This is a genomic window from Mesorhizobium sp. USDA 4775, assembly GCF_054062655.1.
In genome coordinates, this window is record NZ_JBSSFM010000001.1 from 687782 (window position 1) to 708893 (window position 21112).

Annotated in this window: 23 protein-coding genes and 2 pseudogenes; 12 read left to right on the top strand and 13 right to left on the bottom strand. The window is 63.6% G+C overall.

Annotated elements, in window-relative coordinates:
- Window positions 1-33: 33 nt before the first annotated feature.
- The 3 genes from ACVILI_RS03465 to ACVILI_RS03475 all read left to right on the top strand — a co-directional run bounded on the left by ACVILI_RS03465 (window position 34) and on the right by ACVILI_RS03475 (window position 1950).
- The gene (locus tag ACVILI_RS03465; protein ID WP_038650596.1) at window positions 34-708 is read left to right on the top strand and encodes a septation protein A; all 675 of its coding nucleotides are present in this window, start codon (window positions 34-36) and stop codon (window positions 706-708) included.
- Window positions 709-777: 69 nt separating this feature from the next.
- Entirely contained in the window at window positions 778-1398 is a 621-nt protein-coding gene (locus tag ACVILI_RS03470; protein ID WP_038650599.1) for a pyridoxamine 5'-phosphate oxidase family protein, read from the top strand.
- A gap of 21 nt (window positions 1399-1419) precedes the next feature.
- Entirely contained in the window at window positions 1420-1950 is a 531-nt protein-coding gene (locus ACVILI_RS03475) for an NADPH-dependent FMN reductase (protein ID WP_019862054.1), read from the top strand.
- A gap of 240 nt (window positions 1951-2190) precedes the next feature.
- Here ACVILI_RS03475 and ACVILI_RS03480 read toward each other — a convergent pair whose 3' ends face one another.
- Together ACVILI_RS03480 and ACVILI_RS03485 are read right to left on the bottom strand one after the other, a co-directional pair.
- Window positions 2191-2397 carry a tautomerase family protein gene (locus ACVILI_RS03480; protein ID WP_038650602.1) on the bottom strand — a complete coding sequence of 69 codons (207 nt, stop codon included), beginning with the start codon at window positions 2395-2397 and terminating at the stop codon, window positions 2191-2193.
- Between the two features lie 162 nt (window positions 2398-2559).
- Window positions 2560-3480: an SMP-30/gluconolactonase/LRE family protein gene (locus ACVILI_RS03485; protein ID WP_019862057.1), complete on the bottom strand. Its 921-nt coding sequence runs from the start codon at window positions 3478-3480 to the stop codon at window positions 2560-2562.
- Window positions 3481-3772: 292 nt separating this feature from the next.
- On the opposite strand from ACVILI_RS03485, the gene ACVILI_RS03490 reads away from it, so the two are divergent.
- Window positions 3773-3940, top strand: a complete 168-nt coding sequence (locus ACVILI_RS03490; RefSeq protein ID WP_019862058.1) for a hypothetical protein — start codon at window positions 3773-3775, stop codon at window positions 3938-3940.
- 308 nt (window positions 3941-4248) lie between these two features.
- Here the strand turns inward: ACVILI_RS03490 and ACVILI_RS03495 are convergent, their stop codons facing one another.
- The 4 genes from ACVILI_RS03495 to ccmA all read right to left on the bottom strand — a co-directional run bounded on the left by ACVILI_RS03495 (window position 4249) and on the right by ccmA (window position 6459).
- Complete coding sequence (locus tag ACVILI_RS03495) at window positions 4249-4827, bottom strand: DsbE family thiol:disulfide interchange protein (RefSeq protein ID WP_038650606.1); 579 nt, start codon at window positions 4825-4827, stop codon at window positions 4249-4251.
- The gene (gene ccmD / locus ACVILI_RS03500; protein WP_010912356.1) at window positions 4824-4997 is read right to left on the bottom strand and encodes a heme exporter protein CcmD; all 174 of its coding nucleotides are present in this window, start codon (window positions 4995-4997) and stop codon (window positions 4824-4826) included. Before ccmD ends, ACVILI_RS03495 begins: the two co-directional genes overlap by 4 nt.
- A gap of 161 nt (window positions 4998-5158) precedes the next feature.
- Window positions 5159-5824, bottom strand: coding sequence for a heme exporter protein CcmB (gene ccmB / locus ACVILI_RS03505; protein ID WP_019862060.1), 666 nt, complete (start codon window positions 5822-5824; stop codon window positions 5159-5161).
- The gene (ccmA, locus tag ACVILI_RS03510; protein WP_038650610.1) at window positions 5824-6459 is read right to left on the bottom strand and encodes a heme ABC exporter ATP-binding protein CcmA; all 636 of its coding nucleotides are present in this window, start codon (window positions 6457-6459) and stop codon (window positions 5824-5826) included. The genes ccmB and ccmA overlap by 1 nt, the downstream gene beginning before the upstream one ends.
- A gap of 285 nt (window positions 6460-6744) precedes the next feature.
- On the opposite strand from ccmA, the gene acnA reads away from it, so the two are divergent.
- Entirely contained in the window at window positions 6745-9435 is a 2691-nt protein-coding gene (gene acnA / locus ACVILI_RS03515; RefSeq protein ID WP_038650613.1) for an aconitate hydratase AcnA, read from the top strand.
- A 71-nt stretch (window positions 9436-9506) separates the two neighbouring features.
- Here acnA and ACVILI_RS03520 read toward each other — a convergent pair whose 3' ends face one another.
- The gene (locus ACVILI_RS03520; RefSeq protein ID WP_038650616.1) at window positions 9507-10172 is read right to left on the bottom strand and encodes a ceramidase domain-containing protein; all 666 of its coding nucleotides are present in this window, start codon (window positions 10170-10172) and stop codon (window positions 9507-9509) included.
- Between the two features lie 179 nt (window positions 10173-10351).
- Here ACVILI_RS03520 and ACVILI_RS03525 point away from each other — a divergent pair, with 179 nt between their 5' ends.
- Window positions 10352-11158 (top strand): DUF1223 domain-containing protein, encoded by an 807-nt coding sequence (locus tag ACVILI_RS03525; RefSeq protein ID WP_019862065.1) that lies wholly within the window; start codon window positions 10352-10354, stop codon window positions 11156-11158.
- A gap of 24 nt (window positions 11159-11182) precedes the next feature.
- Here ACVILI_RS03525 and ACVILI_RS03530 read toward each other — a convergent pair.
- Window positions 11183-11458 (bottom strand): annotated as a pseudogene (locus ACVILI_RS03530) (4-hydroxybenzoate octaprenyltransferase); the annotation flags it as partial.
- A 479-nt stretch (window positions 11459-11937) separates the two neighbouring features.
- On the opposite strand from ACVILI_RS03530, the gene ACVILI_RS03535 reads away from it, so the two are divergent.
- On the top strand, window positions 11938-12324 hold the full coding sequence (locus tag ACVILI_RS03535) for a DUF2794 domain-containing protein (RefSeq protein WP_019862068.1): 387 nt from the start codon (window positions 11938-11940) through the stop codon (window positions 12322-12324).
- Window positions 12325-12503: 179 nt separating this feature from the next.
- On the opposite strand, the pseudogene ACVILI_RS03540 reads toward ACVILI_RS03535, so the two are convergent.
- From ACVILI_RS03540 to ACVILI_RS03555, 4 genes and pseudogenes are all read right to left on the bottom strand, one after another.
- A pseudogene (locus ACVILI_RS03540) lies at window positions 12504-13079 on the bottom strand (N-acetyltransferase family protein).
- Window positions 13080-13323: 244 nt separating this feature from the next.
- Window positions 13324-14097 carry a Bax inhibitor-1/YccA family protein gene (locus ACVILI_RS03545; protein WP_038650627.1) on the bottom strand — a complete coding sequence of 258 codons (774 nt, stop codon included), beginning with the start codon at window positions 14095-14097 and terminating at the stop codon, window positions 13324-13326.
- A gap of 228 nt (window positions 14098-14325) precedes the next feature.
- The gene (locus tag ACVILI_RS03550; RefSeq protein WP_038650630.1) at window positions 14326-16875 is read right to left on the bottom strand and encodes an ABC transporter permease; all 2550 of its coding nucleotides are present in this window, start codon (window positions 16873-16875) and stop codon (window positions 14326-14328) included.
- On the bottom strand, window positions 16875-17570 hold the full coding sequence (locus tag ACVILI_RS03555; RefSeq protein WP_038650633.1) for an ABC transporter ATP-binding protein: 696 nt from the start codon (window positions 17568-17570) through the stop codon (window positions 16875-16877). Before ACVILI_RS03555 ends, ACVILI_RS03550 begins: the two co-directional genes overlap by 1 nt.
- Window positions 17571-17658: 88 nt before the next feature.
- On the opposite strand from ACVILI_RS03555, the gene ACVILI_RS03560 reads away from it, so the two are divergent.
- Window positions 17659-18303, top strand: a complete 645-nt coding sequence (locus ACVILI_RS03560) for an arylesterase (RefSeq protein WP_027047545.1) — start codon at window positions 17659-17661, stop codon at window positions 18301-18303.
- Window positions 18304-18431: 128 nt separating this feature from the next.
- Complete coding sequence (thpR, locus tag ACVILI_RS03565; RefSeq protein WP_019862074.1) at window positions 18432-19028, top strand: RNA 2',3'-cyclic phosphodiesterase; 597 nt, start codon at window positions 18432-18434, stop codon at window positions 19026-19028.
- Here the strand turns inward: thpR and ACVILI_RS03570 are convergent.
- Window positions 18932-19444, bottom strand: a complete 513-nt coding sequence (locus ACVILI_RS03570) for a low molecular weight protein-tyrosine-phosphatase (protein WP_084791711.1) — start codon at window positions 19442-19444, stop codon at window positions 18932-18934. The two genes, thpR and ACVILI_RS03570, sit on opposite strands and share 97 nt — an antisense overlap.
- 104 nt (window positions 19445-19548) lie before the next feature.
- Here ACVILI_RS03570 and ACVILI_RS03575 point away from each other — a divergent pair, with 104 nt between their 5' ends.
- From ACVILI_RS03575 to ACVILI_RS03585, 3 genes are all read left to right on the top strand, one after another.
- Complete coding sequence (locus ACVILI_RS03575) at window positions 19549-19845, top strand: 4a-hydroxytetrahydrobiopterin dehydratase (RefSeq protein WP_027047546.1); 297 nt, start codon at window positions 19549-19551, stop codon at window positions 19843-19845.
- Window positions 19846-19972: 127 nt separating this feature from the next.
- A complete protein-coding gene (locus tag ACVILI_RS03580) occupies window positions 19973-20335 on the top strand; it encodes a YkvA family protein (RefSeq protein ID WP_038650638.1) in 363 nt (120 codons plus the stop codon).
- 273 nt (window positions 20336-20608) lie between these two features.
- On the top strand, window positions 20609-21112 hold the full coding sequence (locus ACVILI_RS03585) for an invasion associated locus B family protein (RefSeq protein WP_010912373.1): 504 nt from the start codon (window positions 20609-20611) through the stop codon (window positions 21110-21112).

Below are 21112 nucleotides of genomic sequence, written 5' to 3' on the forward strand. Positions count from 1 at the left end.
TTTTCAACGGGATCGTGCGTAAGAAGGAAGATCATGAACCCACCCATTCTCGAACGCGATCCGTCCGACCCGCAGAAAGAGAAGAAGGAAGGCGTCAATCCCGTGCTCAAGCTGGTGCTGGAGCTTGGGCCGCTGTTGGTGTTCTTCTTCGCCAATGCGCGCGGCGAGTGGCTGGTGCAGAAGTTCCCTGTTCTGGGCGAATTCGGCGGCCCGATCTTCGTCGCCACCGGCCTGTTCATGGCCGCAACGGCAATCGCGCTGATCGCCTCGTGGCTGCTGACGCGCACGCTGCCGATCATGCCGATGGTGTCGGGCGTCGTCGTCTTCATCTTCGGCGCGCTGACGCTCTATCTGCAGGATGACATCTTCATCAAGATGAAGCCGACCATCGTCAACACGCTGTTCGGCGGCGTGCTGCTCGGCGGCCTGTTCTTCGGCAGGTCGCTGCTCGGCTATGTCTTCGATTCTGCCTTCAAGCTCGATGCCGAAGGCTGGCGCAAGCTCACCTTCCGCTGGGGCCTGTTCTTCCTGTTCCTGGCCATCGTCAATGAAGTGGTGTGGCGCAATTTTTCCACCGATGCCTGGGTTACCTTCAAGGTCTGGGGCATCATGCCGATCACGCTTCTGTTCACCTTCAGCCAGATGCCGCTGATCCTGCGCCATTCGCTGGACGACAAGGCAAGCGGGGAAGAAAAGGCCGGCAAGTAGAGCAATTCCAGGAATAGTGTGAAGCGGTTTTCCGTCCGGAATTGCGTCCAAACAACTGAGGAGAGGGCCATGGAATTCGTCACCACGCACGAAGAATTGCGGACGATCTACAAGACGCCACGGCCGACCGACGGTTCCATTCGCAAGGAGCTCAAGGCGCTCGACGGCCATTGCCGCTCCTTCATCGGCAAGAGCCCCTTCGTGCTGATCGGCTCGTCCGATGGTGCCGGCAATGCCGACGTGACGCCGAAGGGCGACAAGCCCGGCTTCGCCGCCATTCTCGACGACAGGACCATCGCCATCCCCGACCGGCCCGGCAACAACCGGCTGGACACGCTGGAGAATATACTGCGCAATCCCTCGGTCGGGCTGCTCTTCCTCATCCCCGGCATGAACGAGACACTGCGCGTCAATGGCGATGCCCGCATCACCGTCGACGCCGGTTTGCGCAAGCGCCTCGCCGTCGACGGCAAGGAGCCGCAAAGCGTCATCGTGGTCACGGTCAAGGCGGCCTACATGCATTGCGCCAAGGCCTTCATGCGCTCCGATCTGTGGAAGCCCGACACCTGGTACGACCGCGCGACGCTGCCGACGCTCGGCCAGATCCTGCGCGACCAGCTGGTGGTCGCCGATTCGGCCGAGGCGACGGACCGCTGGCTCGACGAAGAATACAAGCAGACGATGTGGTAGGCGCCGGACCGATCTCACGCTGTGCTGAACCTTCTCGCCATCTCCGGCAGCTTGCGGGCCGCCTCCACCAATTCCGCCCTGGTCGCGGCACTGGCGCGCAACGCGCCGGCGGGCTGCCGCGTCACCATCTATGGCGGGCTCGGCCGTCTGCCGATCTTCAATCCCGATGACGAGGGCGAGCGCACGCCGCGCGAAGCGGCCGAGCTGATCGACGCCGTCACCGGCGCCGACGGCATCATCGTCTCCTGTCCCGAATATGCCCATGGCGTGCCTGGCGGGCTGAAGAACGCGCTCGACTGGCTGGTCTCGCGCGACGCCGCCATCGCCAAGCCCGCCATGCTGGCCCACGCCTCGCAGCGCTCGCTGTTCGCCCGCGCCGCTTTGGCCGAGGTCATGCGGACTATGTCCTTCGCGCTTTGTGAGGGCGGGATCGAGGTTGCATTGCTGGGGAAGAAGCCGCCGGAGGTGGATGGCATCCTGGCGGAGCCGGTGAGCGTGCTGGCAATGCGCAATGGGCTCACGGCCTTCGCGGAGTTTATCCGCTCGCGCTGATCTGTTGGCGGCCAACCATACGACTTCGTCATTCTAGAGCGGAGCAAGGAGCGCAGCGACGCGGCGCAGACCCCTGGAGCTGCTCAGCAGCCCAAGGAATCCATGCCGTTACACTAAGGCGCTGCAATCCTTACAGAATTCTGCACCGCAGCACTCCGAGTCGGAAGTCACGGCATGGATCCTCGGGTCAAGCCCGAAATTGACGAAGGAAAGGTGCACCCGCAGTCGAGCGTCGCCACCCTACCCCTTCCGCAGCGTCTCGACGTCGGTCCTGCCGACATACCAGTCGCGGGCATTGATCTCCTCGAAAACCACCCAGACATCGTCATTGCCAAGTCCGGTGGCGTCCATGATGGCCGCCGTGACTTTCTTGGCGATGTCAGCCTTCTTGCCTGCCGGATCGGCGGCGATCACTTCCTTGACGATGCGGATGTTGACGAATGGCATGACGCTCTCCCCTTGAATTGTGTCTGATACCGGCAAGAGACTGCTTCGAGATCCTTTCCGGAGAACTGAATGGCGGCAGCTCCGGTAGCCGAGGCGCAACTGGCGCCACGGGTATGCGCAGCAACGCCATCAAAACCCGCCAGAGAAGCGTGTCGAGCAGCCTCAAAAAGTCTTGGCCCCGTTCACCATCAGCCGCACCGAATAGAGCGAGGTGGTGCCGGCGATGTAGAGGCAGTTCAGCTTGGCGCCGCCGAACACGCAATTGGCGGTCACCTCCGGCACCTTGACCTTGCCGATCAGCGTGCCATCCGGATCGTAGCAGTGGATGCCGTCGGCAGCGCTGGTCCAGATGCGTCCGTCGGCGTCGAGCCGGAAGCCGTCGAACAGGCCGGCGGTGCAGTCGGCGAAGACCTTGCCACCCGACACCTTCTTGCCGTGCTTGCCGACGTTGAACACCCGCATATGCGCCGGGTTCTCAGCGCCGTGCGTACGGCCGGTGTCGACGACATAGAGCAGGCTTTCGTCGAGCGAGAAGGCGAGCCCGTTGGGCCGCACCATGTCGGTGATGACGGCCTCGATCTCGCCGCTGTCGGGATCGACCCGGTAGACGTAGCAGGCGCCGATCTCGCTCTCGGCCTTGTCGCCCTCATAGTCGGTGTCGATGCCGTAGGTCGGGTCGGTGAACCAGATCGAGCCGTCGGACTTCACCACCACGTCGTTGGGCGAGTTCAGCCGCTTGCCCTTCCATTTGGCGGCAATGGTGGTGACCGAGCCGTCATGCTCGGTGCGGCTGACGCGGCGGCCCGAATGCTCGCAGGTCACCAGCCGGCCCTGCCGGTCGACGGTGTTGCCGTTGGAATTGCCCGAGGGCTGGCGGAAGACGCTGACGCTGCCATCCGTCTCGTCATAGCGCAGCATGCGGTTGTTCGGGATATCGGACCAGACGACATAGCGCCCGGCGGCGAACCAGGCCGGCCCTTCCGCCCAGCGGCATCCGGTGAACAGCTTCTCCACCTGCGCATTGCCGTTGAACAGGCGCGCGAAGCGCGGATCGAGAATTTCGTAATAGTCTGCGGCCGCCATGCATTTCCTCCCGGCATCACGTGATACCGGATCAAGCCAGCCCGCGATCGATCTGGCAAGACGCGGCCTTCGCAATTTGTATGACAAAACAGAGAGGAAGCCGCCGCCCAGGCAGTTCTGGCCCCGATCGTCCAACCAGGACGCCTTAGGACTCGATTAACCGGCTATGCGCTGCGTGCAATGGTGCATTGCAACATCTTCTTTTTGCAATGCACCAATCCTATGTCATGTTTCGTATTGACCAAGGGAGGAAGAAACCGCCGCCAGAATGCGGCACAGAAGGACCCTTGCTATGATCTTCAACGATCTCATGACCCGCGCTCGCAACAACATCGCCAAGCGCAAGCACTACAACCGCCTCGTCGCCGAAATCGACAGCTTCTCCAGCCGCGATCTGGCCGACATGCGCGCCGACCGCTCGGAAATGCTCTACCAGATCCACAAGCAGATCTACGGCTGAGTATTCGGTCGACCTATCACGTTCGTCATCCTTGGGCGTAGCGACGCGAAGCGGAGCGAAGACCCCTGGAGCTGCTCAGCAGCCCGAGGGATCCATGCCGTGATCTTCGAGCGCCGCGGCGGTGCTCTTCGAGCGCCGCGGCGGTGCAGAATTTCTGTCTACCGCTGTACGCAACGCCTATTCTGATCCGAAGTATCCTTGACCAACGTCCCGGCATGGATTCCTTGGGCTGCTGAGCAGCTCCAGGGTCTGCGCCGCGTCGCTTCGCTCCTTGCTTCGCCCTAGAATGACGAAGCGCGAGAACGCCATCAGTTCGGTGCTGCTAATGCCTTGTCGATCTGCGGCAGCAAGAGATCCCGCGCGGCTTCCGCCGTCAGCGGGCCGACATGCTTGTAGGCAATTCTGCCGTCCTTGCCGATGACGAAGGTTTCCGGCACGCCGTAGACGCCCCAGTCGATCGCCGTGCGGCCGGCTTCGTCGACGCCGATGGCTTGGAACGGATTGCCGAGATCGCCGAGGAACCGGCGGGCGTTTTCCGGCCGGTCCTTGTAATTCAGCGCCGCCATGGTGAACCGCTTGTCCTGCGACAGCGCCAGCAGCACCGGATGCTCTTCGCGGCACGGCGCGCACCATGACGCAAACACATTGACCAGCGTGACCTTGCCGGCGAACACCCTGGAATCAAGCCCCGGCAGGTTTGACCCCTCCAGTGCCGGCAGATTGGTCTGCGGCGCCGGCAGCCCGATCAGCGCCGATGGCACTTCCGAGACATCGCGTCCTGACAATAGCTGCCACAGGAACAGGCCCGCCAGGCCGAGAAAGATCAGCAGCGGCAACAGCACGAACAGGCGGCGGCCACGCGTCGGCGTTTCGGTTTCGCTGCTCACGACTTTTCTGCCTCCGCCTTGTCGGAACGCCGCCGCACGCCGGCTGCTTCCAGTTCGGCAAGATCGCGCTTGCGGCCCTTTTGGTCGAGCAGGATCCAGCCGATCAGCCCGGCCAGAACAACCGCCGTGATGCCGTAGGCGGCCGTGACATAGAGTGCGTGCGCACTCATGCCTGCCGCTCCATCGGCGCGCCTCTTTCCAGCCGTCTGCCTCGTTCGATCATGCTTTCCCTTAGCGACATGCCCATGGCTGCGCAACGCGCCGTGGTTTCAAACCTACATGGCCGCCGCGCCGCCGCCCTTGATGTCGCGCAAACCATGCCAAACCTCGCTCAATCGGTTCCGTGGCGCAGCGCCAGCGCTGCCGAGGCCGGCCCCAGCACGCCAAGAAACAGCGTCAGCGCGGCAAGAATGAGGAAGGGTTGCAGGAAAGGATCGGGATCGGCCGTCGCGCCGTAGCTCGCCGAAACGCCGAAGATCAGCACCGGAATAGTCAGCGGCAGCACCAGCACCGAGATCAGCAGCCCGCCGCGCGGCAGCGCCACCGCCACCGCGGCACCAGCGGCGCCAATGAAGGTGATGGCCGGCGTGCCGACCAGCAGCGTCAGCGCGGTCGCGCCGATGCCGAGCGGCTCCATGTTCATGAACAGGCCGAGCAAGGGGGCGGCGACGACCAGCGGCAGCACGCTGCCCGCCCAATGCGCCAGGCATTTCACCAGCACGGTCAGCGCCAGCATGTGCCGGTCGTTGCCCAGCACCAGCAGATCGAGCGAGCCATCCTCGCGGTCGGCCTGGAACAGCCGGTCGAGCCCGAGCAGGCAGGCGAGCAGCGCGCCGATCCACAGGATCGCCGGGCCGATGCGGGAAAGCAGCTTCAGGTCCGGCCCGACGCCGAACGGGATGGTGGCGATGACGGCGAGGAAGAAAATGACGCCGGTCAACGCGCCTCCGCCGGCACGGATGTTGAGGCGGATGTCACGGGCGAAGAGGGACCACATTACGATATGATCCCTTGTTGAGGCAGGCGCTCTGTGGCTTCCCCCATCCTCAACTCCGTCGCCTCGATCCCCAGCGGCAGATGCGTCGCCGCGACAATCATCCCGCCAGCCACGCAATGCTTCATCATCAGTCCCGCGAACCGCGCCTCCGAAGCCTTGTCCAAACCCGCCGTCGGCTCGTCGAGCAGCCACAGCGGCCGATGGCTGGCCAAGAGCTTGGCGATCGCCGCGCGCCGCCTTTGCCCGGTCGAGAGATAGCCGAACGGCAGATGGCCGATGCCGCCGAGCCCGACGGTCTCCAGCGCCTCGTCGACACTCGAATCGCCACTTCCATTGAAATCACGCCAAAAGCGCAGGTTTTCCACGACACTCAGCGCCGTCTTCATCGCGTTCTGATGCCCGAGATAATGACAGGCCGAGGCGATCGACGGAAAGTCATCGCCGCCACCTTCGATCAGCAGCCGGCCTTCGGCCTTCGGCAGCAGTCCGGCGATGATCCGGAGCAAAGTCGATTTGCCCGATCCGTTCGGCCCGGTGACGACCAGCGCCTGGCCCTGATCGAGCGCAAAGCCGACGCCGGAAAAAACCCCCTCGCCGCCGCGTTCGCCGCCCAGATTTTCGGCGATAAGCCGCATCCCTCGCCTGCCCCGAAAACAATGTTCCGCGGTCGCTGCCGCATCGCACAAATTTGCTTTTTGACTGTCTAGAACTATTCCAGAAAATTCTCTATATGCGGTGCATCCGTGCCAGCGGCCGGCTCGGGAACAGAATTAGCGCCGAACCAGCGCACGCGCCGCCTTGAACGGCTCGGGTTGCTTGGGAACGGACAGCGGAAATGGCCGTACCCGCACCTTTGCGCGTGATTGCATGCCATCGGCGTCCGTTCCCTTTCAGGCTGAACAGACAAGGACGGATCGCACGTGTCAAAATCCCTCGATAGTTTCAATTGCCGTCGCACGCTGACCGCGGGCGGCACCGAATATGCCTATTTCGACCTCGTCGAGGCCGAGAAGAACGGCCTCACCGGCATCGCCCAGCTGCCCTATTCGATGAAGGTGCTGCTGGAGAACCTGCTGCGCAATGAGGACGGCCGCTCCGTCACCAAGGAATCGATCCAGGCGGTGGCCGGCTGGCTGACCGACAAGGGCACCGCCGGCGTCGAGATCGCCTATCGCCCGGCCCGCGTGCTGATGCAGGATTTCACCGGCGTTCCGGCCGTGGTCGACCTGGCCGCCATGCGCGACGCCATGGCTTCGCTCGGCGGCGACCCGCAGAAGATCAATCCGCTGGTGCCGGTCGACCTCGTCATCGACCATTCCGTCATCGTCGACGAATTCGGCACGCCGATGGCCTTCGCCCGCAATGTCGAGCTCGAATACGAGCGCAACGAGGAACGCTACAAGTTCCTGAAATGGGGCCAGCAGGCGTTCCGCAACTTCCGCGTCGTGCCGCCCGGCACCGGCATCTGCCACCAGGTCAACCTCGAATATCTCGGCCAGGTGGTGTGGACCAACACCGAGGACGGCGAAACCACGGCCTATCCCGACACCTGCGTCGGCACCGATTCGCACACCACGATGATCAACGGCCTTGGCGTTCTCGGCTGGGGCGTCGGCGGCATCGAGGCCGAGGCGGCCATGCTCGGCCAGCCGGTCTCCATGCTTCTGCCCGAGGTGATCGGCTTCCGCCTCACCGGCAAGCTCAAAGAAGGCGTCACCGCCACCGACCTGGTGCTCACCGTCACCCAGATGCTGCGCAAGAAGGGCGTCGTCGGCAAGTTCGTCGAGTTCTTCGGCCCGGGCCTGTCCAACATGACGCTGGCCGACCGCGCCACCATCGGCAACATGGCGCCGGAATATGGCGCCACCTGCGGCTTCTTCCCGGTCGATTCGGAAACCATCCGCTACCTGACGATGTCCGGCCGCGAGGAAAGCCGCATCGCGCTGGTCGAAGCCTATTCCAAGGCGCAAGGCATGTGGCGCGAGGCCGGCTCCGCCGATCCGGTCTTCACCGACCTGCTCGAACTCGAGCTGAGCAGCGTCGTACCGTCGATGGCCGGCCCCAAGCGCCCCGAGGGCCGCGTCGCGCTGGAAGGCATTCCGGCCGGCTTCGCCAAGGCGATGGACACCGAATACAAGAAGGCGGCGGAGATTTCCAAGCGCTACGCCGTCGAAGGCACCGACCACGATCTCGGCCATGGCGACGTCGTCATCGCCGCCATCACGTCGTGCACCAACACCTCGAACCCGAGCGTGCTGATCGGCGCCGGCCTTCTGGCCCGCAACGCCAACCGCCTCGGCCTCAAGCAGAAGCCGTGGGTGAAGACCTCGCTCGCCCCCGGCAGCCAGGTGGTCGCCGAATATCTGGAAAAGTCCGGCCTGCAGAAGGAGCTCGACCAGATCGGCTTCAACCTGGTCGGCTTCGGCTGCACCACCTGCATCGGCAATTCCGGCCCGCTGCCGGCGCCGATCTCCAAGACCATCAACGACAAAGGTCTGATTGCCGCCGCGGTCTTGTCAGGCAACCGCAACTTCGAAGGCCGCGTCTCGCCCGACGTGCAGGCCAACTACCTGGCGTCACCGCCGCTGGTCGTGGCGCACGCGCTGGCCGGCACCGTCACCAAGGACCTGACGACCGAGCCGCTCGGCGAGGACAAGAACGGCAATCCGGTCTACCTCAAGGAAATCTGGCCGAGCTCGGCCGAGATCCAGGAGTTCATCGAGAAGAACGTCACCCGCGAGCTGTTCGCCCGCAAATATGCCGACGTCTTCAAGGGCGACGAGCACTGGCAGAAGGTTCAGGCACCGGAAGGTCAGACCTATGCCTGGGACGACAATTCGACCTATGTGCAGAACCCGCCCTATTTCGCCGGCATGACATCAGGTTTCGGCAAGATCGGCGACATCAAGGGCGCGCGCGTGCTCGGCCTGTTCGGCGACAAGATCACCACCGACCACATCTCGCCGGCGGGTTCGATCAAGGCCGCCTCGCCGGCCGGCAAATACCTCACCGACCATGGCGTCGGCGTCGCCGACTTCAACCAGTACGGCACGCGGCGCGGCAATCATGAGGTGATGATGCGCGGCACCTTCGCCAACATCCGCATCCGCAACCACATGCTGGGCGAGAACGGCCGCGAGGGCGGCTACACCATCCACTACCCGTCGAAGGAAGAGGAATCGATCTACGACGCGGCGATGGAGTACAAGAATGAAGGCGTGCCGCTGGTGATATTCGCCGGTGTCGAATACGGCAACGGCTCTTCGCGCGACTGGGCCGCCAAAGGAACGAATCTCCTTGGTGTCCGCGCGGTCATCGCCCAGTCCTTCGAGCGCATCCATCGCTCGAACCTGGTCGGCATGGGCGTCATCCCCTTCGTCTTCGAGGAAGGCACGTCCTGGGCTTCGCTCAACCTCAAGGGCGACGAACTGGTCGAGATCGACGGATTGAGCACGATCAAGCCGCGCCAGACGATGACCGCCAAGATCACCTATGGCGACGGCACGGTGAAGAACGTGCCGATCATCTGCCGCATCGATACGCTGGACGAGCTCGACTACTTCAAGAACGGCGGCATCTTGCAGTACGTGCTGCGCGATTTGGCTGCGTAGCCGCAGCCAGGGAATAGGGCTTGGGCAGTAGGGAATAAGACCCCTACTGCCTACTGCCTACTGCCTACTGCCTACTCCTTCGGCGCTCCAAACCGCGCCACCGCCGCCAACAGCACCCCCAGCATCAGCCCGTTGAGGAGGTGCCACAGGAAGTGCGTGCCAAGCGGAAAGCTGGCGCAGACGATCGGGTCGATCATCCGGCAGATGGCGGACACCACGAAGATCGCCGACCCCGCCAGATTGTACCAGCCGGCCCGGTTGCCGCTTGCCGTCACCCAGATACCGAAGAAGGCGAGCGCCAGGAACGGCGGCAGGTAGCTCGTCGTGCCGTTCGATGCCTGGCGCAGCCAATCCGGCACGGCGAAACTTATCGCGCCGGCCACCGCATAGAAAACGACGAAGACCGCGATCGCCTTGCCACATTCCATGCCGAGGAAGCGGCGCAGGTTAAACAGCGTATACGCGAGCGTGAAGCTGGCAATCGGCAGGATATCGGCCCAGATCGTGCCCTTGGTGGCAAAGGTATGGAAGATGGTCGAACCGATGCCGATCGCCACCACCCACCAAGCCAGCACCTCGGCGATAGTGCCGGCCTTGCATCGGCGTACTTCCCGCACACCCCATAGTCCCGCTGCAATGAAAGCAAGGTTGGTCAAAGCATTGGCGGGTTCGACCCAAAGTCCAGGCCCGGTCCGCTCGCAATAGAGATCGACAGGGGTCAGGAGAGTTTGCCACATGATGGTGATGCCACTCCCTAATCGAACCACGTCGTGAAATGCAGTGTCGGTCCTGTTGCGGCCTTACCTGCGGCGGCAACGGCAAAAATTTCACCGCAACGTGACTTCCCGTTGACTTCCGCTTCTGCCACATATTTCAGACAATCAGAACAAAGCCGGCGCCACCGGCGGGAATTGGAATGATCATGGCCTGGCGAAGATCACTTTGGCTGGCAGCCTTCGCGCTGGCCTTCTCGGCGGTTGCCGGTGCCGGCCATGCCGGCGAGACCGAAAGAATCCAGGCCGAAAAACCCTCGCCCGACAAGCCGCTCGGCGTGGTCGAACTGTTCACCAGCCAAGGCTGCAGCTCCTGCCCGCCGGCCGATGCCTTCTTCGCCGAACTTGCCACCAAGGATGACATTGTCGCGCTCTCCTATCACGTCGACTATTGGGACTATCTCGGCTGGAAGGACACGCTGAGCCGCAAGGAAAACACCGAGCGGCAATATGACTACATGCGCGCCTTCGGCAGTCGCTCCGTCTATACGCCGCAGGCGGTGCTCAATGGCCGCGCGCATGTCAACGGCGCCAATCGCGGCGAGGTCGACGGCGCGCTCGCCCGCATGGCGAGATCCGGCGAAGGCATGCGTGTGCCCGTCAAGGTCAGCCGCACCAGCGACCGCGTGATCATCGATGCCGGCGATGCCGGCGCCGGTCCGAGCGACGCCCATGTCGTCATCGTCTATTTCGAGCCGCCGCAGACGGTCAAGATCGCCCAGGGCGAGAACTCCGGCCGCAAGATGACTTATTGGAACGCCGTCACCAGCATCCAGACCGCCGGCATGTGGCACGGCAAGGCGCAGCGCTATGAGTTGCCGATGAGCGAGATCACCAAGAAGGGCGGCTGCGCCGTGCTTTTGCAGTCGGTCGGCAAGGACGGCATGCCGGGGCCTATTCTCGGCGCTGCCTTCATCCACAAGCCCCTGAACAAGGCCCAGGACTTATAACCATCTCCGGCGAGCCGGATAACCTCACCATGTCCCGGCGAATGCCGTGCAAGCCAGCAGCACGCCGGTCAAAATGTTGGACAGGAAAAGCCTGAAATTCAGCTCCGGGCGCTGAAGGTCAATACGCCGGGCCTGCCAGGCCAGATGAGCGGCGATCACCGCCATTCCGGCGGCGTATGGCAGGGACATGCATGATAGCCAGCCGCCCAGCGACCACAATGCGACCGTGAGAGCGTAGAACAGGCCGAACAGGATTGCTGTCGGCTTCAAACCGAGGCGAGTGTCGTCTTTGACATCCACGTTGACGGTATCGGATCGCGCCGACCTACATGACACCAGCAGGTACCTGCCCGGTCACCTCGCAAGCGCCGGCTAGGTCTACGCTGATCTGGACCTTCAGGCATGAAAAAACCGACGTCAGCTTGCTTCTGACGCCGGTCATTTAGGTTTTGGGATCGTCGCACCCGATTTTTCCAAGGAAAAACCGAGGTTGGTTCGATCCGACGCAGACCCGTGGGCGGGGGGCTTGGGGTTTACGAGCCGGTGCCGGACCGAACCGTCTCAGGCAACGCCGGTAAATTCGTCGGAGATTGGGGCATGAGCGCGGATAAAAAAAGGCAGAAATGTGGCGAAGCATCACCAATTCCAACATGCGGTTTGCAAACGTGACTGGACGTGACCGAAAAGGCGCATCGCCACGACCGCTTCGCCGGCTCTTGCAATTGCCGCGCGAAGGGGCCAATTTTGGTTGGCAAAGATTCATTTTGAAGGATCGAGGCATGACTGACGACAGCGGCGGGACGGGGGATGGTGACGCATCCGCAATATTGATCCCGCTGCACGAGGTGCGCAGCGCACGCCTCGACCAGCCGGTACGCTTCGACCGGCGTGAACTGGACCAGATCCTCAGGCTGTACGGACGCATGGTCGCCGCCAATGAATGGCGCGACTACGCCATCGATCATCTCACCGACAGGGCGGTGTTTTCCGTCTTCCGCCGCGCCAGCGAAGTGCCGCTGTTCCAGATCGTCAAGGATCCGAAGCTGGCCCGCAAGCAGGGCGCCTTCGCCGTCATCGCCGCCGGCGGCCGCATCCTCAAACGCGGCCAGGAGCTCGGCCGCGTGCTTGGCGTCTTCGACAGCAAGCTGAGAGTGGTCGAGGCGTGAGCCGGGAATAGGATTGAGGAATTGAGGAATTGAGGAATTGAGGAATTGAGAATTGAGAATTGAGAATTGAGAATTGAGAATTGAGAATTGAGAATTGAGAATTGAGAATTGAGAATTGAGGAAAAGGCACTTACCTGACGTAAGCGCCATCTTCTTTGTTCTTCAATTCTCCCAATTCTTCAGTTCTTCTTTGTCCCCCGAAACCTCCGCTCCGGCAGCGAGGCCGGATCGGGCGGCAGCGAAGCGCCGCCATTCAACGACAGCTGCATGAACACCGTGTCCAGCCAGCGCCCGTGCTTGTAGCCGGAGCCTTCGAGGCGGCCTGAATGGCGAAAGCCGAGCTTTTCGTGCAGCCTGACCGAGGCGCTGTCGGCATGGCCGTCGCCGATCACCGCGATTATCTGGCGAAAACCCGCCGCCTCGGCCGCCGCGATCAGGCTCCGCATCAGCTTGAGACCAATGCCCTGCCCCTTGGCGTCAGGCGCGACATAGACCGAATCCTCGACGATGAAGCGATAGGCCGGGCGCGGCCGGAAGGCGCCGGCATAGGCATAGCCGAGCACGGCGCCGTCCTTCTCCGCCACCAGATAAGGAAAGCCGCCGGCGGTGAGCGTGGCGAATCGCGTGCCCATCTAGGCGCGGCTGGGCGGCTCCAGCTCGTAGCTCGCCGTGCCGTGAGTCACCGCGTCGGCGTAGATTTCAGTGATGGTGTCGAGGTCGGCGGCGCTGGCCGCTCGAATCACGATATTGCTCATTCTTTATGCAAGCCTTCTGTCTGGCTCTGATAACAGCAAACGCCGGCGCAAAAGAAAAGGGCGGCCGTTGGGCCGCCCTTTCCAAACTCGATGGTCCAGTCAGACCTGATGCGAAGCCTTAGAGCAACCCCAGGAAAAAGTGTGAAACGGTTTTCCCGGGAAAAGCGTGTAGCGCTTTCCCTCCGGAATTGCGCCAAACAAAAATTTCGAGCGGTTCGCCGTTTCCTTGAAACGGCGAGCTGCTCTAGCGGCGGTCGCCCATGAACTGCAGCAGGAACATGAACAGGTTGATGAAGTCGAGATAGAGCCTCAGCGCGCCCATGATGGCCTTGCGGCCGGCGATATCGGAAGCATCGCCCTCGAAATACATCTCCTTGATCTTCTGCGTGTCGTAAGCGGTGAGGCCGGCGAAGACCAGCACGCCAATCGCCGAAACGGCGAAGGACAGCGCCGACGACTGCAGGAAGATATTGATCACCATCGCGATGATGATGCCGAACACGCCCATGATCAGGAACGAGCCCATCGCCGTCAGGTCGCGCTTGGTCGTGTAGCCGTAGAGCGACAGCGCGCCGAAGGCGGCGGCGGTGGCGAAGAAGGTCTGCGAGATGCTGGCCGTGGTGTAGACCAGGAAGATCGACGACAGCGACAGGCCGACGAGGCCGGCATAGACCCAGAACGTCGTCTGCGCGGCAGCGACGCTCATCGACTGAATCCTGAACGACAGGAAGAACACGGCGGCCAGCGGCGCCAGCATCACCACCCAGCGCAGCGGCGACCCGAAGATCGCATAGCCGAAGGACGTCAGCATCTCGCCGCTCGGCAGCGTTGCGACAGCCGAGGCCGGATCGGTGGTGGTGGCCAGCATGATTGTGCCTACCGCGGCAAGACCGGTGATGAGGAGGCCAAGCCCCATCAGATTGTAAACCTTGATCATATAGGCGCGCAGACCCTGATCGATGTCGGCGCGGACGCCGGGCACCGCCGACGTCTGATAGTTGCGAATGGGATCAGCCATTGGAATCCTCTATTGCTTCTGCCCCGTCCGGTGTCGGGCCTCTTACGGACCCAGGCGCCGCTGGCAGGGCTCCAGCATGCCTATGGCGAAATATGATGGTTATTCGCGTCAAGAACAAGACCGTAACCGGATGTAACGGTTCGTGAGAGGCCGAAAGGCCGATTCCCGGGCTTTCCGACCGGCATCCTTACCAAGATTTAATCCGGGATGGTCGCTCCGGCCGCGAAATTACAGCTCGCGCAGTACTGGTGCTGCCTTGTGGCCGAGCACCCGCCAGGTGCCGGCGAGGCCGATTCCGACGGTGATCACCAGCGCAAAGACGATGGTCGCCACCGCCACCTCCGGCATGAAATGCGACGGCAGGGTCATGATGCGGGCGACAATATACCAGGCCGCGATGCCGCCGGCCGCCAGCGCGAAGATGGCCGTGGCCAATCCGATCAGCATGTATTCGAGGGAAAACGCCGTGATCAGCGTTCTCCTTGTGGCGCCGAGCGTCTTCAGCACCACCGCGTCATGGATGCGCGCACGGTTGCCGGCGGCGAGCGCGCCCGCCAGCACCAGCACCGAAGCGATCAGCGCCACGCCGGCCGCCGCGCGGATCGCCGTGCCGAGCTGCCCGACCAACCGGTTGACGACATCGAGCGCGTCCTTGACCCGCACCGTCGTCACCGCGGGAAAGGCGCGGGTGACGGCGTTGAGGACGCGCGCGTCGTCGGCCGTGGTGGCACTCCTTTCGGTCAGTGTCGCCATCCAGCCATGCGGGGCGCCAGCGAATGTGTTGGGCGAGAACACCATGACGAAGTTGATGCCCATCGTTTCCCATTGGACCTGGCGGAAATTGGCGATCCTCGCCGTCACATTGCGGCCGAGCACATTGACGGTGACGGTGTCGCCGAGCTTCAGTCCGATCTCCTTGCCTTCCACAGCCGAGAAGGAAACCAGCGGCTCGCCGGCGTAATTGTCCGGCCACCATTTGCCCTCGGTCAGCGTCGCGTTTTCCGGTCGCCTGGCGTCGTAGGTCAGGCCGCGATCGCCTTTCAGCACCCAAGCGCCTTCGGCCGGCACCTTGACCTTGTCGACATCGACGCCGTTGAGCGCCATCACCCGGCCGCGCAGCATCGGCACCTTCGCCAGCGTCCCCTTTGGCGCCTCCTTGCCGATCAGCGCGGAGAATGCATCGACATCGCTGCCCTGGATGTCGACGAAGAAGAAGTTCGGCGCCCGCTCCGGCAGGCTGCCGGAGATCTGCTGCCGCAGATTGCCGTCGATCAGCGCCAGCGTCACCAGAAGCGTCAGCCCGAGCCCCAGCGACAACACCACCGATGGCGTCAGGGCGCCCGGCCGGTGGATGTTGCCGAGGGCGAGCCTGAGCGCCACGAAGCGCACGCGCGGGCTTTTTCTCGCCGCCCATTGCACCAGTGCGCCGACCAGGCGCAGCACCAGGAAGGCGAAGATGGTGGCGCCGACGAAGATCGAGGCGATGCGCTGATCGCCGGAGAACAGGATCGCCAGCGCCGCCAGCAGCAGCGCGATGCCGAGCGCCGAAGCGACATAGACGGGGCGAGGCTGGCCGCGGCCTTCGAGCCCCATCTCGCGAAACAGTGCCGTCGCCGGCACGTCGCGGGCGCGGCCAAGCGGCAGCAGCGCGAAGGCCAGCGTCACCAGCAGGCCGAACAGCGCCGCCATGGCGAGCGCGCCGGGATAGAAGCCACCCTCCGCCGGTACCGGAATGACCGATTGGAGGGCGGCACTTGCCACGAACGGCATCAGCGCGCCGAGCACGAGACCGAGCACGATGCCAAGGGCGGCGATGATCAGGATCTGCACGAGATAGACGGCAAAGACGAAGCCGCCGGAAGCGCCGAGGCTCTTGAAGGTGGCGATGACGCCGCGCTTGCCGTCGAGATAGGCACGCACCGCATTGGCGACGCCGACGCCGCCGACCACCAGCGCCGTCAGCCCGACCAGCGTCAGGAATTGCGAGAAGCGTTCGATGTTGGACGACAGCGCCGGCGCCGCATTGTCGCGCGTGCGGATCGACCAGCCGGCCTCGGGAAAGTCTTTCGCCGCCTTATCCTGAATGGCCTTGAGCCGCGCCGCGCCGGCGTTGGCGGGCAGCCGGATCTTGTAGGCGTTTTCGACCAGGCTGCCCGGCTGCACCAGCCCGGTGGCGGCCAGGCCTTCCATCGAGATCATCAGCCTCGGCGCGAAGCCGAAACCGTCGGACACGGCATCCGGCTCGGTGATCAGTCTGGCGCGCAGTTCGAAGGTGGCGGTGCCGAGCTTCAGCCGGTCGCCGGGCTTGAGGTGCAGCCGTTCGAACAGCAGATCAGGGGCGGCCGCGCCAAAGACGCCGAATTCTTCGCCGAACAGCTCCTGCCTCGACAGCTTCGGTTCGGTTTCCAGCGCGCCATAGAGCGGATAGGCGTCGTCGACCGCCTTGGCCTCGACCAGCGCCTGGTCCGAGCCGTCGGCCAGCCGCGCCATCGAGCGCATGCTGGCGGTGCGCGAAACGGTGCCAAGCCCGTCGAGGAAGCCGCGCTCGGCCTGGCTGGCGTCGCGTTGGTTGATCTGGAAGCGAAGGTCGCCGCCGAGCAGCGTCTGGCCCTGATCGGCGACGCCGGCGCTGATCGAGCGCGCAACCGAATTGACGCCGCCGATCGCCGCGACGCCGAGCGCGATGCAGGCAAGGAAGATCAGGAAGCCGGACAGGCCGCCGCGCATTTCGCGCAGCGAGAAGCGGACCGCGAGCTTCAGCGTCTGTGCCAGCGGCATCAGGCTGTGACCTTCAGGGGCGCCGGTGTTTCAATCCGGCCCGAACGCATCGAAACCTGGCGCGAGCAGCGCGCCGCAAGCGCCGGATCGTGGGTGACCAGCACCAGCGTCATGCCGCGCTCGGCCGCCTTAGCGAACAAAAGGTCGGCGACCTGCCGCCCCGTCGCCTGGTCGAGATTGCCGGTCGGCTCGTCGGCGATGAGGATGCGCGGCGACGGCGCCAGGGCGCGGGCGATCGCCACGCGCTGCTGCTCGCCGCCGGAGAGTTCGCCGGGATAATGGGTGACGCGGTCGCTCAGGCCCACCGCCCCCAGTTCGCGCGCCGCCACCGAAAACGGATCGGCATGGCCGGCCAGTTCCAGCGGCACCGCGACATTCTCGAGCGCCGTCATATTGGGGATGAGGTGGAAGGACTGGAAGACGATGCCAATGTTTCGGCCACGAAACGAAGCAATCTGGTCCTCGCTTTTGCCGTTGAGCAGCTCGCCGGCGATTCGTACCGTACCCGAATCGACCCTTTCCAGGCCTGCCAGCACCATCAGCAGTGTCGACTTGCCGGACCCCGAAGGGCCGACGATGCCGGTCGCCTCGCCGCGCGCCACCTCGAGGCTGACGCCCTTGAGCACATGGACCGACGAAGCGCCCTCGCCGAGCGTCAGGGATACGTCTTTCAGCGCGATGACGGCTTCTGTCAAAATGAAAGTGTCCTATATGGAGCGTGAAGGCTCTGTTTGCCGGAAGCCGTCGCCCGGAAGAATCCTTTGGTCATATGGGGCCTGCCTTATGTCTTTCAAACGCCAGATAGCCGCAGGCTTGATCCTTTTCCTCGCTCTTTGCGGCGCCATTTCGTCGGCGCGGGCGGAGCCCTTCAAGATCGTCGGCTTCGGTGACAGCCTGATGGCGGGTTACGGTCTCGGGCCCGGCGAGGGTTTTACCGACAAGCTCCAGGCCGCCCTGCGCGCCAAGGGCCGTGACGTGGCCGTCGCCAATGCCGGTGTTTCCGGCGACACCACCAGCGGTGGCCTGGCGCGGCTCGACTGGTCGGTGCCGGACGGAACCCAGCTGGTCATCCTCGAACTCGGCGCCAACGACATGCTGCGCGGCGTTTTGCCCGATATTCCCAGGAAGAACCTCGACGAGATGCTGGCCAAGCTCAAGCAGCGCAAGATCGCCGTGCTTCTGGCCGGCATGCGCGCCGCGCCCAATCTCGGCGCCGACTATCAGACCGCCTTCGACGCCATCTTTCCGGAGCTGGCGAAAAAATACGATGTCCCGCTCTACCCGTTCTTCCTCGACGGCGTCGCCGGGCAGCCCGGCATGCAGCTCGAGGATGGCCTGCATCCGAGCGCCAAGGGGGTCGACCTGATGGTCGAGCGCATCCTCCCGACGGTCGAGAAAGCCATTGCCGCGGTGCCCGGAGGCGCGTGAGGCCGGCCGGAACCGCTTTCCGTTAGGGAAATTTTTAGCAAAGACTGTGACCAATAAACCTCTTGCTCCGTTCGACTATCGATGATTCGCTATGGGTGACAGTTCGATTCGAGGAAGGGAGGCTCTTCATGCCGCGTCTTTTCACCGCCCTCGAAATTCCGCGTGATGCTGCCCTGTCGCTGTCCCTGCTCCGGGGCGGCCTGCCCGGGGCCCGCTGGATCGATGTCGAAAACTACCATTTGACGCTGCGCTTCATCGGCGATGTCGAAGGCCATGTCGCCGACGAGATCGCCAACGCGCTGGACCGCGTCCACCGCCCCTCCTTCTCGCTGACCCTGTCCGGTGTCGGCGCTTTCGGCCAGAAAAAGCCGCATGCGGTATGGGCCGGGGCGTCCGCCTCGCCCGATCTGGCCGCGCTTCAGGGCGAGATCGAGCGCATCTGCCAGCGGCTCGGCATCCCCGCCGATCCGCGCAAGTTCATGCCGCACGTCACACTGGCGCGGCTGCGCAATTCGAGCCCGCTGGATGTCGCGCAATACCTGTCGGCACGCGGCAATTTCTCGACGCTACCCTTCCGCATCGGCCGCTTCGTCCTGATGTCGTCGCGCGATTCGGTCGGCGGCGGCCCCTATATCGTCGAGGAAGCCTGGCCGCTGTCCGGCAACGATGCCCGCGCCGCCAGCCGCGTCGCCAGCGCCTCCGACGCTTCGCGGATCATGCGGTAGACTTCGGTAAAGGCCTCCGGCCCGTCATAATAGGGATCGGGCACGTCACGCGCCTGTCCGTGCGCGAACTCCAAAAACAGGTGCACCCGGTCCCGCGCGGGCGCCAGCGCCTTGAGATCGGCGACATTCGAGCGGTCCATGCCGAGGATCAGGTCGAAACGGGAGAAATCCTCACGCCGGACCTTGCGTGCCCTCTGTCCGGAAATGTCGATGCCGTGACGCATCGCGACCGCGATCGAGCGTGGATCGGGGGCCGAGCCGACCTCCCAGCCGCTGGTGGCGGCCGAATCGAGCAGCATGTCGCGGCCCCGGCCACGCTCGGCCCAGACGGCGCGAAAGACGCCCTCGGCCAGTGGCGAACGGCAGATGTTGCCGAGGCAGACGAACAGAATGGAATTTATCGGCTTTAAGCTCATTCGATATGCGCCGTTTGTGCATTTGGAACCCCAAAACCGCGAAGCACTCCGGGGCAACTTGCACTATGGTGAGGGTCAAATTCGAAATAGCACGGGAAAACATCATGACGAGAGAAAAACTCAGCAAGGACGCTATCACCGCTGCCCTTGCCGAACTCGGCGACTGGTCGCTGGCCCCGGACGGCGGCTCGATCAAGCGCAGCTTCGTTTTCAGGAATTTTTCCGAAGCCTTCGCCTTCATGACCCGCGTCGCGCTGGCTGCCGAGAAGATGGACCATCACCCCGACTGGTCGAATGTCTACAAGACCGTCGACGTGACGCTGAACACCCATGACGCCGGCGGCGTCACGGCGCTCGACATCGCGCTGGCCAAGAAGATGAACCACTATTTCGGCGGCTGAATGCACGCTTGGCCGTGAGCGGCGAGCCCAAATCGGCGCCGGCATCTTGCAGCCGGGTCCGGCTTTCACCACATTTTCCCCCGCGAGGCATGCGCCAGGACGCGCATGAGCCCGCAAGGAGTGATTGATGGCGCGAGAATCCGGTTTTGATTTCTTCGGCTTTGGCGACAGGCTGGGCGGCGAGGGCGAAGTGCGCGAGAAATTCTGGCGCACGGCCAAGAAGGCCGCGCGGCAGATCCCGTTCATGGAAGAGGTCGTTGCCGCCTATTACTGCGCCATGGACAAGAACACGCCGCTGCGCGCCAAGGGCATATTGGTGGCCGCGCTCGGTTACTTCGTCCTGCCGGTGGACCTCATCCCCGACTTCGTCGTCGGCCTCGGTTTCACCGACGACATCGCCGTGCTGACCGCCGCGATCACCGCCGTCAGCGCCCACATCACGCCGGCACATCGCCAGGCCGCCAAGGACGCCATCGCCGACAGGAGCTGAGCACCTTCACGTGGCGCGCGCCCTGTGGACAGAGGCGTTTGGAGGCCTGCTGAAAAGTCAAACTCTTGCCGCTTTCGTGGCCTCCAAGTCGCCGAAGGGACGTCGCGCCGGCCGCTGACAAGGCGGCGGCGCGGGAATGGCGGCGGTTTCCTGGGGTGAGCGTCCTTTTCTTGAGGGAAATTCACCGTTTGGTAACCCAGATTAAATCAAAATGAAGCGACGGCAGGACGCCATGCGGCCCGCCCCCGCACCATTTGGAATACGGGAAAGACGATGCGCGGATTGATAGCACTAGTTTCGAGTCTGGTCCTGGTGGCCTCGGCAGCGCCCGTTCTGGCGCAGCAGGCGACCAAGATCGGCCAGCACAATGCCTGGGGCACCTACAGCTACCAGGCATCGGGCGGCAAGGTCTGCTACGTGCTCACCGTGCCGACCGACAAGCAGCCGCCGACGCTAGACCATGGCGACATGTTCTTCTTCGTCAGCCAGCGTCCCGGCCAGCAGGTGTCCTACGAGCCGCAATTCATCGCCGGCTACAATTTCCAGGAAGGCTCCAAGGCCACCGTCACCATCGACAAGAAGTCCTTCTCGATGTTCACGCGCGGCAAGTCGGCCTGGGTCGAGAACGCCGCCGAGGAGCCGGTGCTGATCGCCGCCATGAAGACCGGCACCGACATGAAGGTGACGGCGAAGTCCGGCCGCGGCAACCCCACCTCCTATGTCTTCTCGCTGAAGGGCATTTCGGCGGCGCTGTCGTCGATCGCCAAGTGCAAATAG

What these genes read in the sequence shown, in the direction of transcription:
- ACVILI_RS03465 (WP_038650596.1), top strand. Translation starts at nt 34, where the DNA reads ATGAACCCACCCATTCTCGAACGCGATCCGTCCGACCCGCAGAAAGAG.
- ACVILI_RS03470 (WP_038650599.1), top strand. Translation starts at nt 778, where the DNA reads ATGGAATTCGTCACCACGCACGAAGAATTGCGGACGATCTACAAGACG.
- ACVILI_RS03480 (WP_038650602.1), bottom strand. Translation starts at nt 2,397, where the DNA reads ATGCCATTCGTCAACATCCGCATCGTCAAGGAAGTGATCGCCGCCGAT.
- ACVILI_RS03485 (WP_019862057.1), bottom strand. Translation starts at nt 3,480, where the DNA reads ATGGCGGCCGCAGACTATTACGAAATTCTCGATCCGCGCTTCGCGCGC.
- ACVILI_RS03490 (WP_019862058.1), top strand. Translation starts at nt 3,773, where the DNA reads ATGATCTTCAACGATCTCATGACCCGCGCTCGCAACAACATCGCCAAG.
- ccmD (WP_010912356.1), bottom strand. Translation starts at nt 4,997, where the DNA reads ATGAGTGCGCACGCACTCTATGTCACGGCCGCCTACGGCATCACGGCG.
- ccmB (WP_019862060.1), bottom strand. Translation starts at nt 5,824, where the DNA reads ATGTGGTCCCTCTTCGCCCGTGACATCCGCCTCAACATCCGTGCCGGC.
- ccmA (WP_038650610.1), bottom strand. Translation starts at nt 6,459, where the DNA reads ATGCGGCTTATCGCCGAAAATCTGGGCGGCGAACGCGGCGGCGAGGGG.
- ACVILI_RS03520 (WP_038650616.1), bottom strand. Translation starts at nt 10,172, where the DNA reads ATGTGGCAAACTCTCCTGACCCCTGTCGATCTCTATTGCGAGCGGACC.
- ACVILI_RS03525 (WP_019862065.1), top strand. Translation starts at nt 10,352, where the DNA reads ATGATCATGGCCTGGCGAAGATCACTTTGGCTGGCAGCCTTCGCGCTG.
- ACVILI_RS03535 (WP_019862068.1), top strand. Translation starts at nt 11,938, where the DNA reads ATGACTGACGACAGCGGCGGGACGGGGGATGGTGACGCATCCGCAATA.
- ACVILI_RS03545 (WP_038650627.1), bottom strand. Translation starts at nt 14,097, where the DNA reads ATGGCTGATCCCATTCGCAACTATCAGACGTCGGCGGTGCCCGGCGTC.
- ACVILI_RS03550 (WP_038650630.1), bottom strand. Translation starts at nt 16,875, where the DNA reads ATGCCGCTGGCACAGACGCTGAAGCTCGCGGTCCGCTTCTCGCTGCGC.
- ACVILI_RS03560 (WP_027047545.1), top strand. Translation starts at nt 17,659, where the DNA reads ATGTCTTTCAAACGCCAGATAGCCGCAGGCTTGATCCTTTTCCTCGCT.
- thpR (WP_019862074.1), top strand. Translation starts at nt 18,432, where the DNA reads ATGCCGCGTCTTTTCACCGCCCTCGAAATTCCGCGTGATGCTGCCCTG.
- ACVILI_RS03570 (WP_084791711.1), bottom strand. Translation starts at nt 19,444, where the DNA reads ATGAGCTTAAAGCCGATAAATTCCATTCTGTTCGTCTGCCTCGGCAAC.
- ACVILI_RS03575 (WP_027047546.1), top strand. Translation starts at nt 19,549, where the DNA reads ATGACGAGAGAAAAACTCAGCAAGGACGCTATCACCGCTGCCCTTGCC.
- ACVILI_RS03580 (WP_038650638.1), top strand. Translation starts at nt 19,973, where the DNA reads ATGGCGCGAGAATCCGGTTTTGATTTCTTCGGCTTTGGCGACAGGCTG.
- ACVILI_RS03585 (WP_010912373.1), top strand. Translation starts at nt 20,609, where the DNA reads ATGCGCGGATTGATAGCACTAGTTTCGAGTCTGGTCCTGGTGGCCTCG.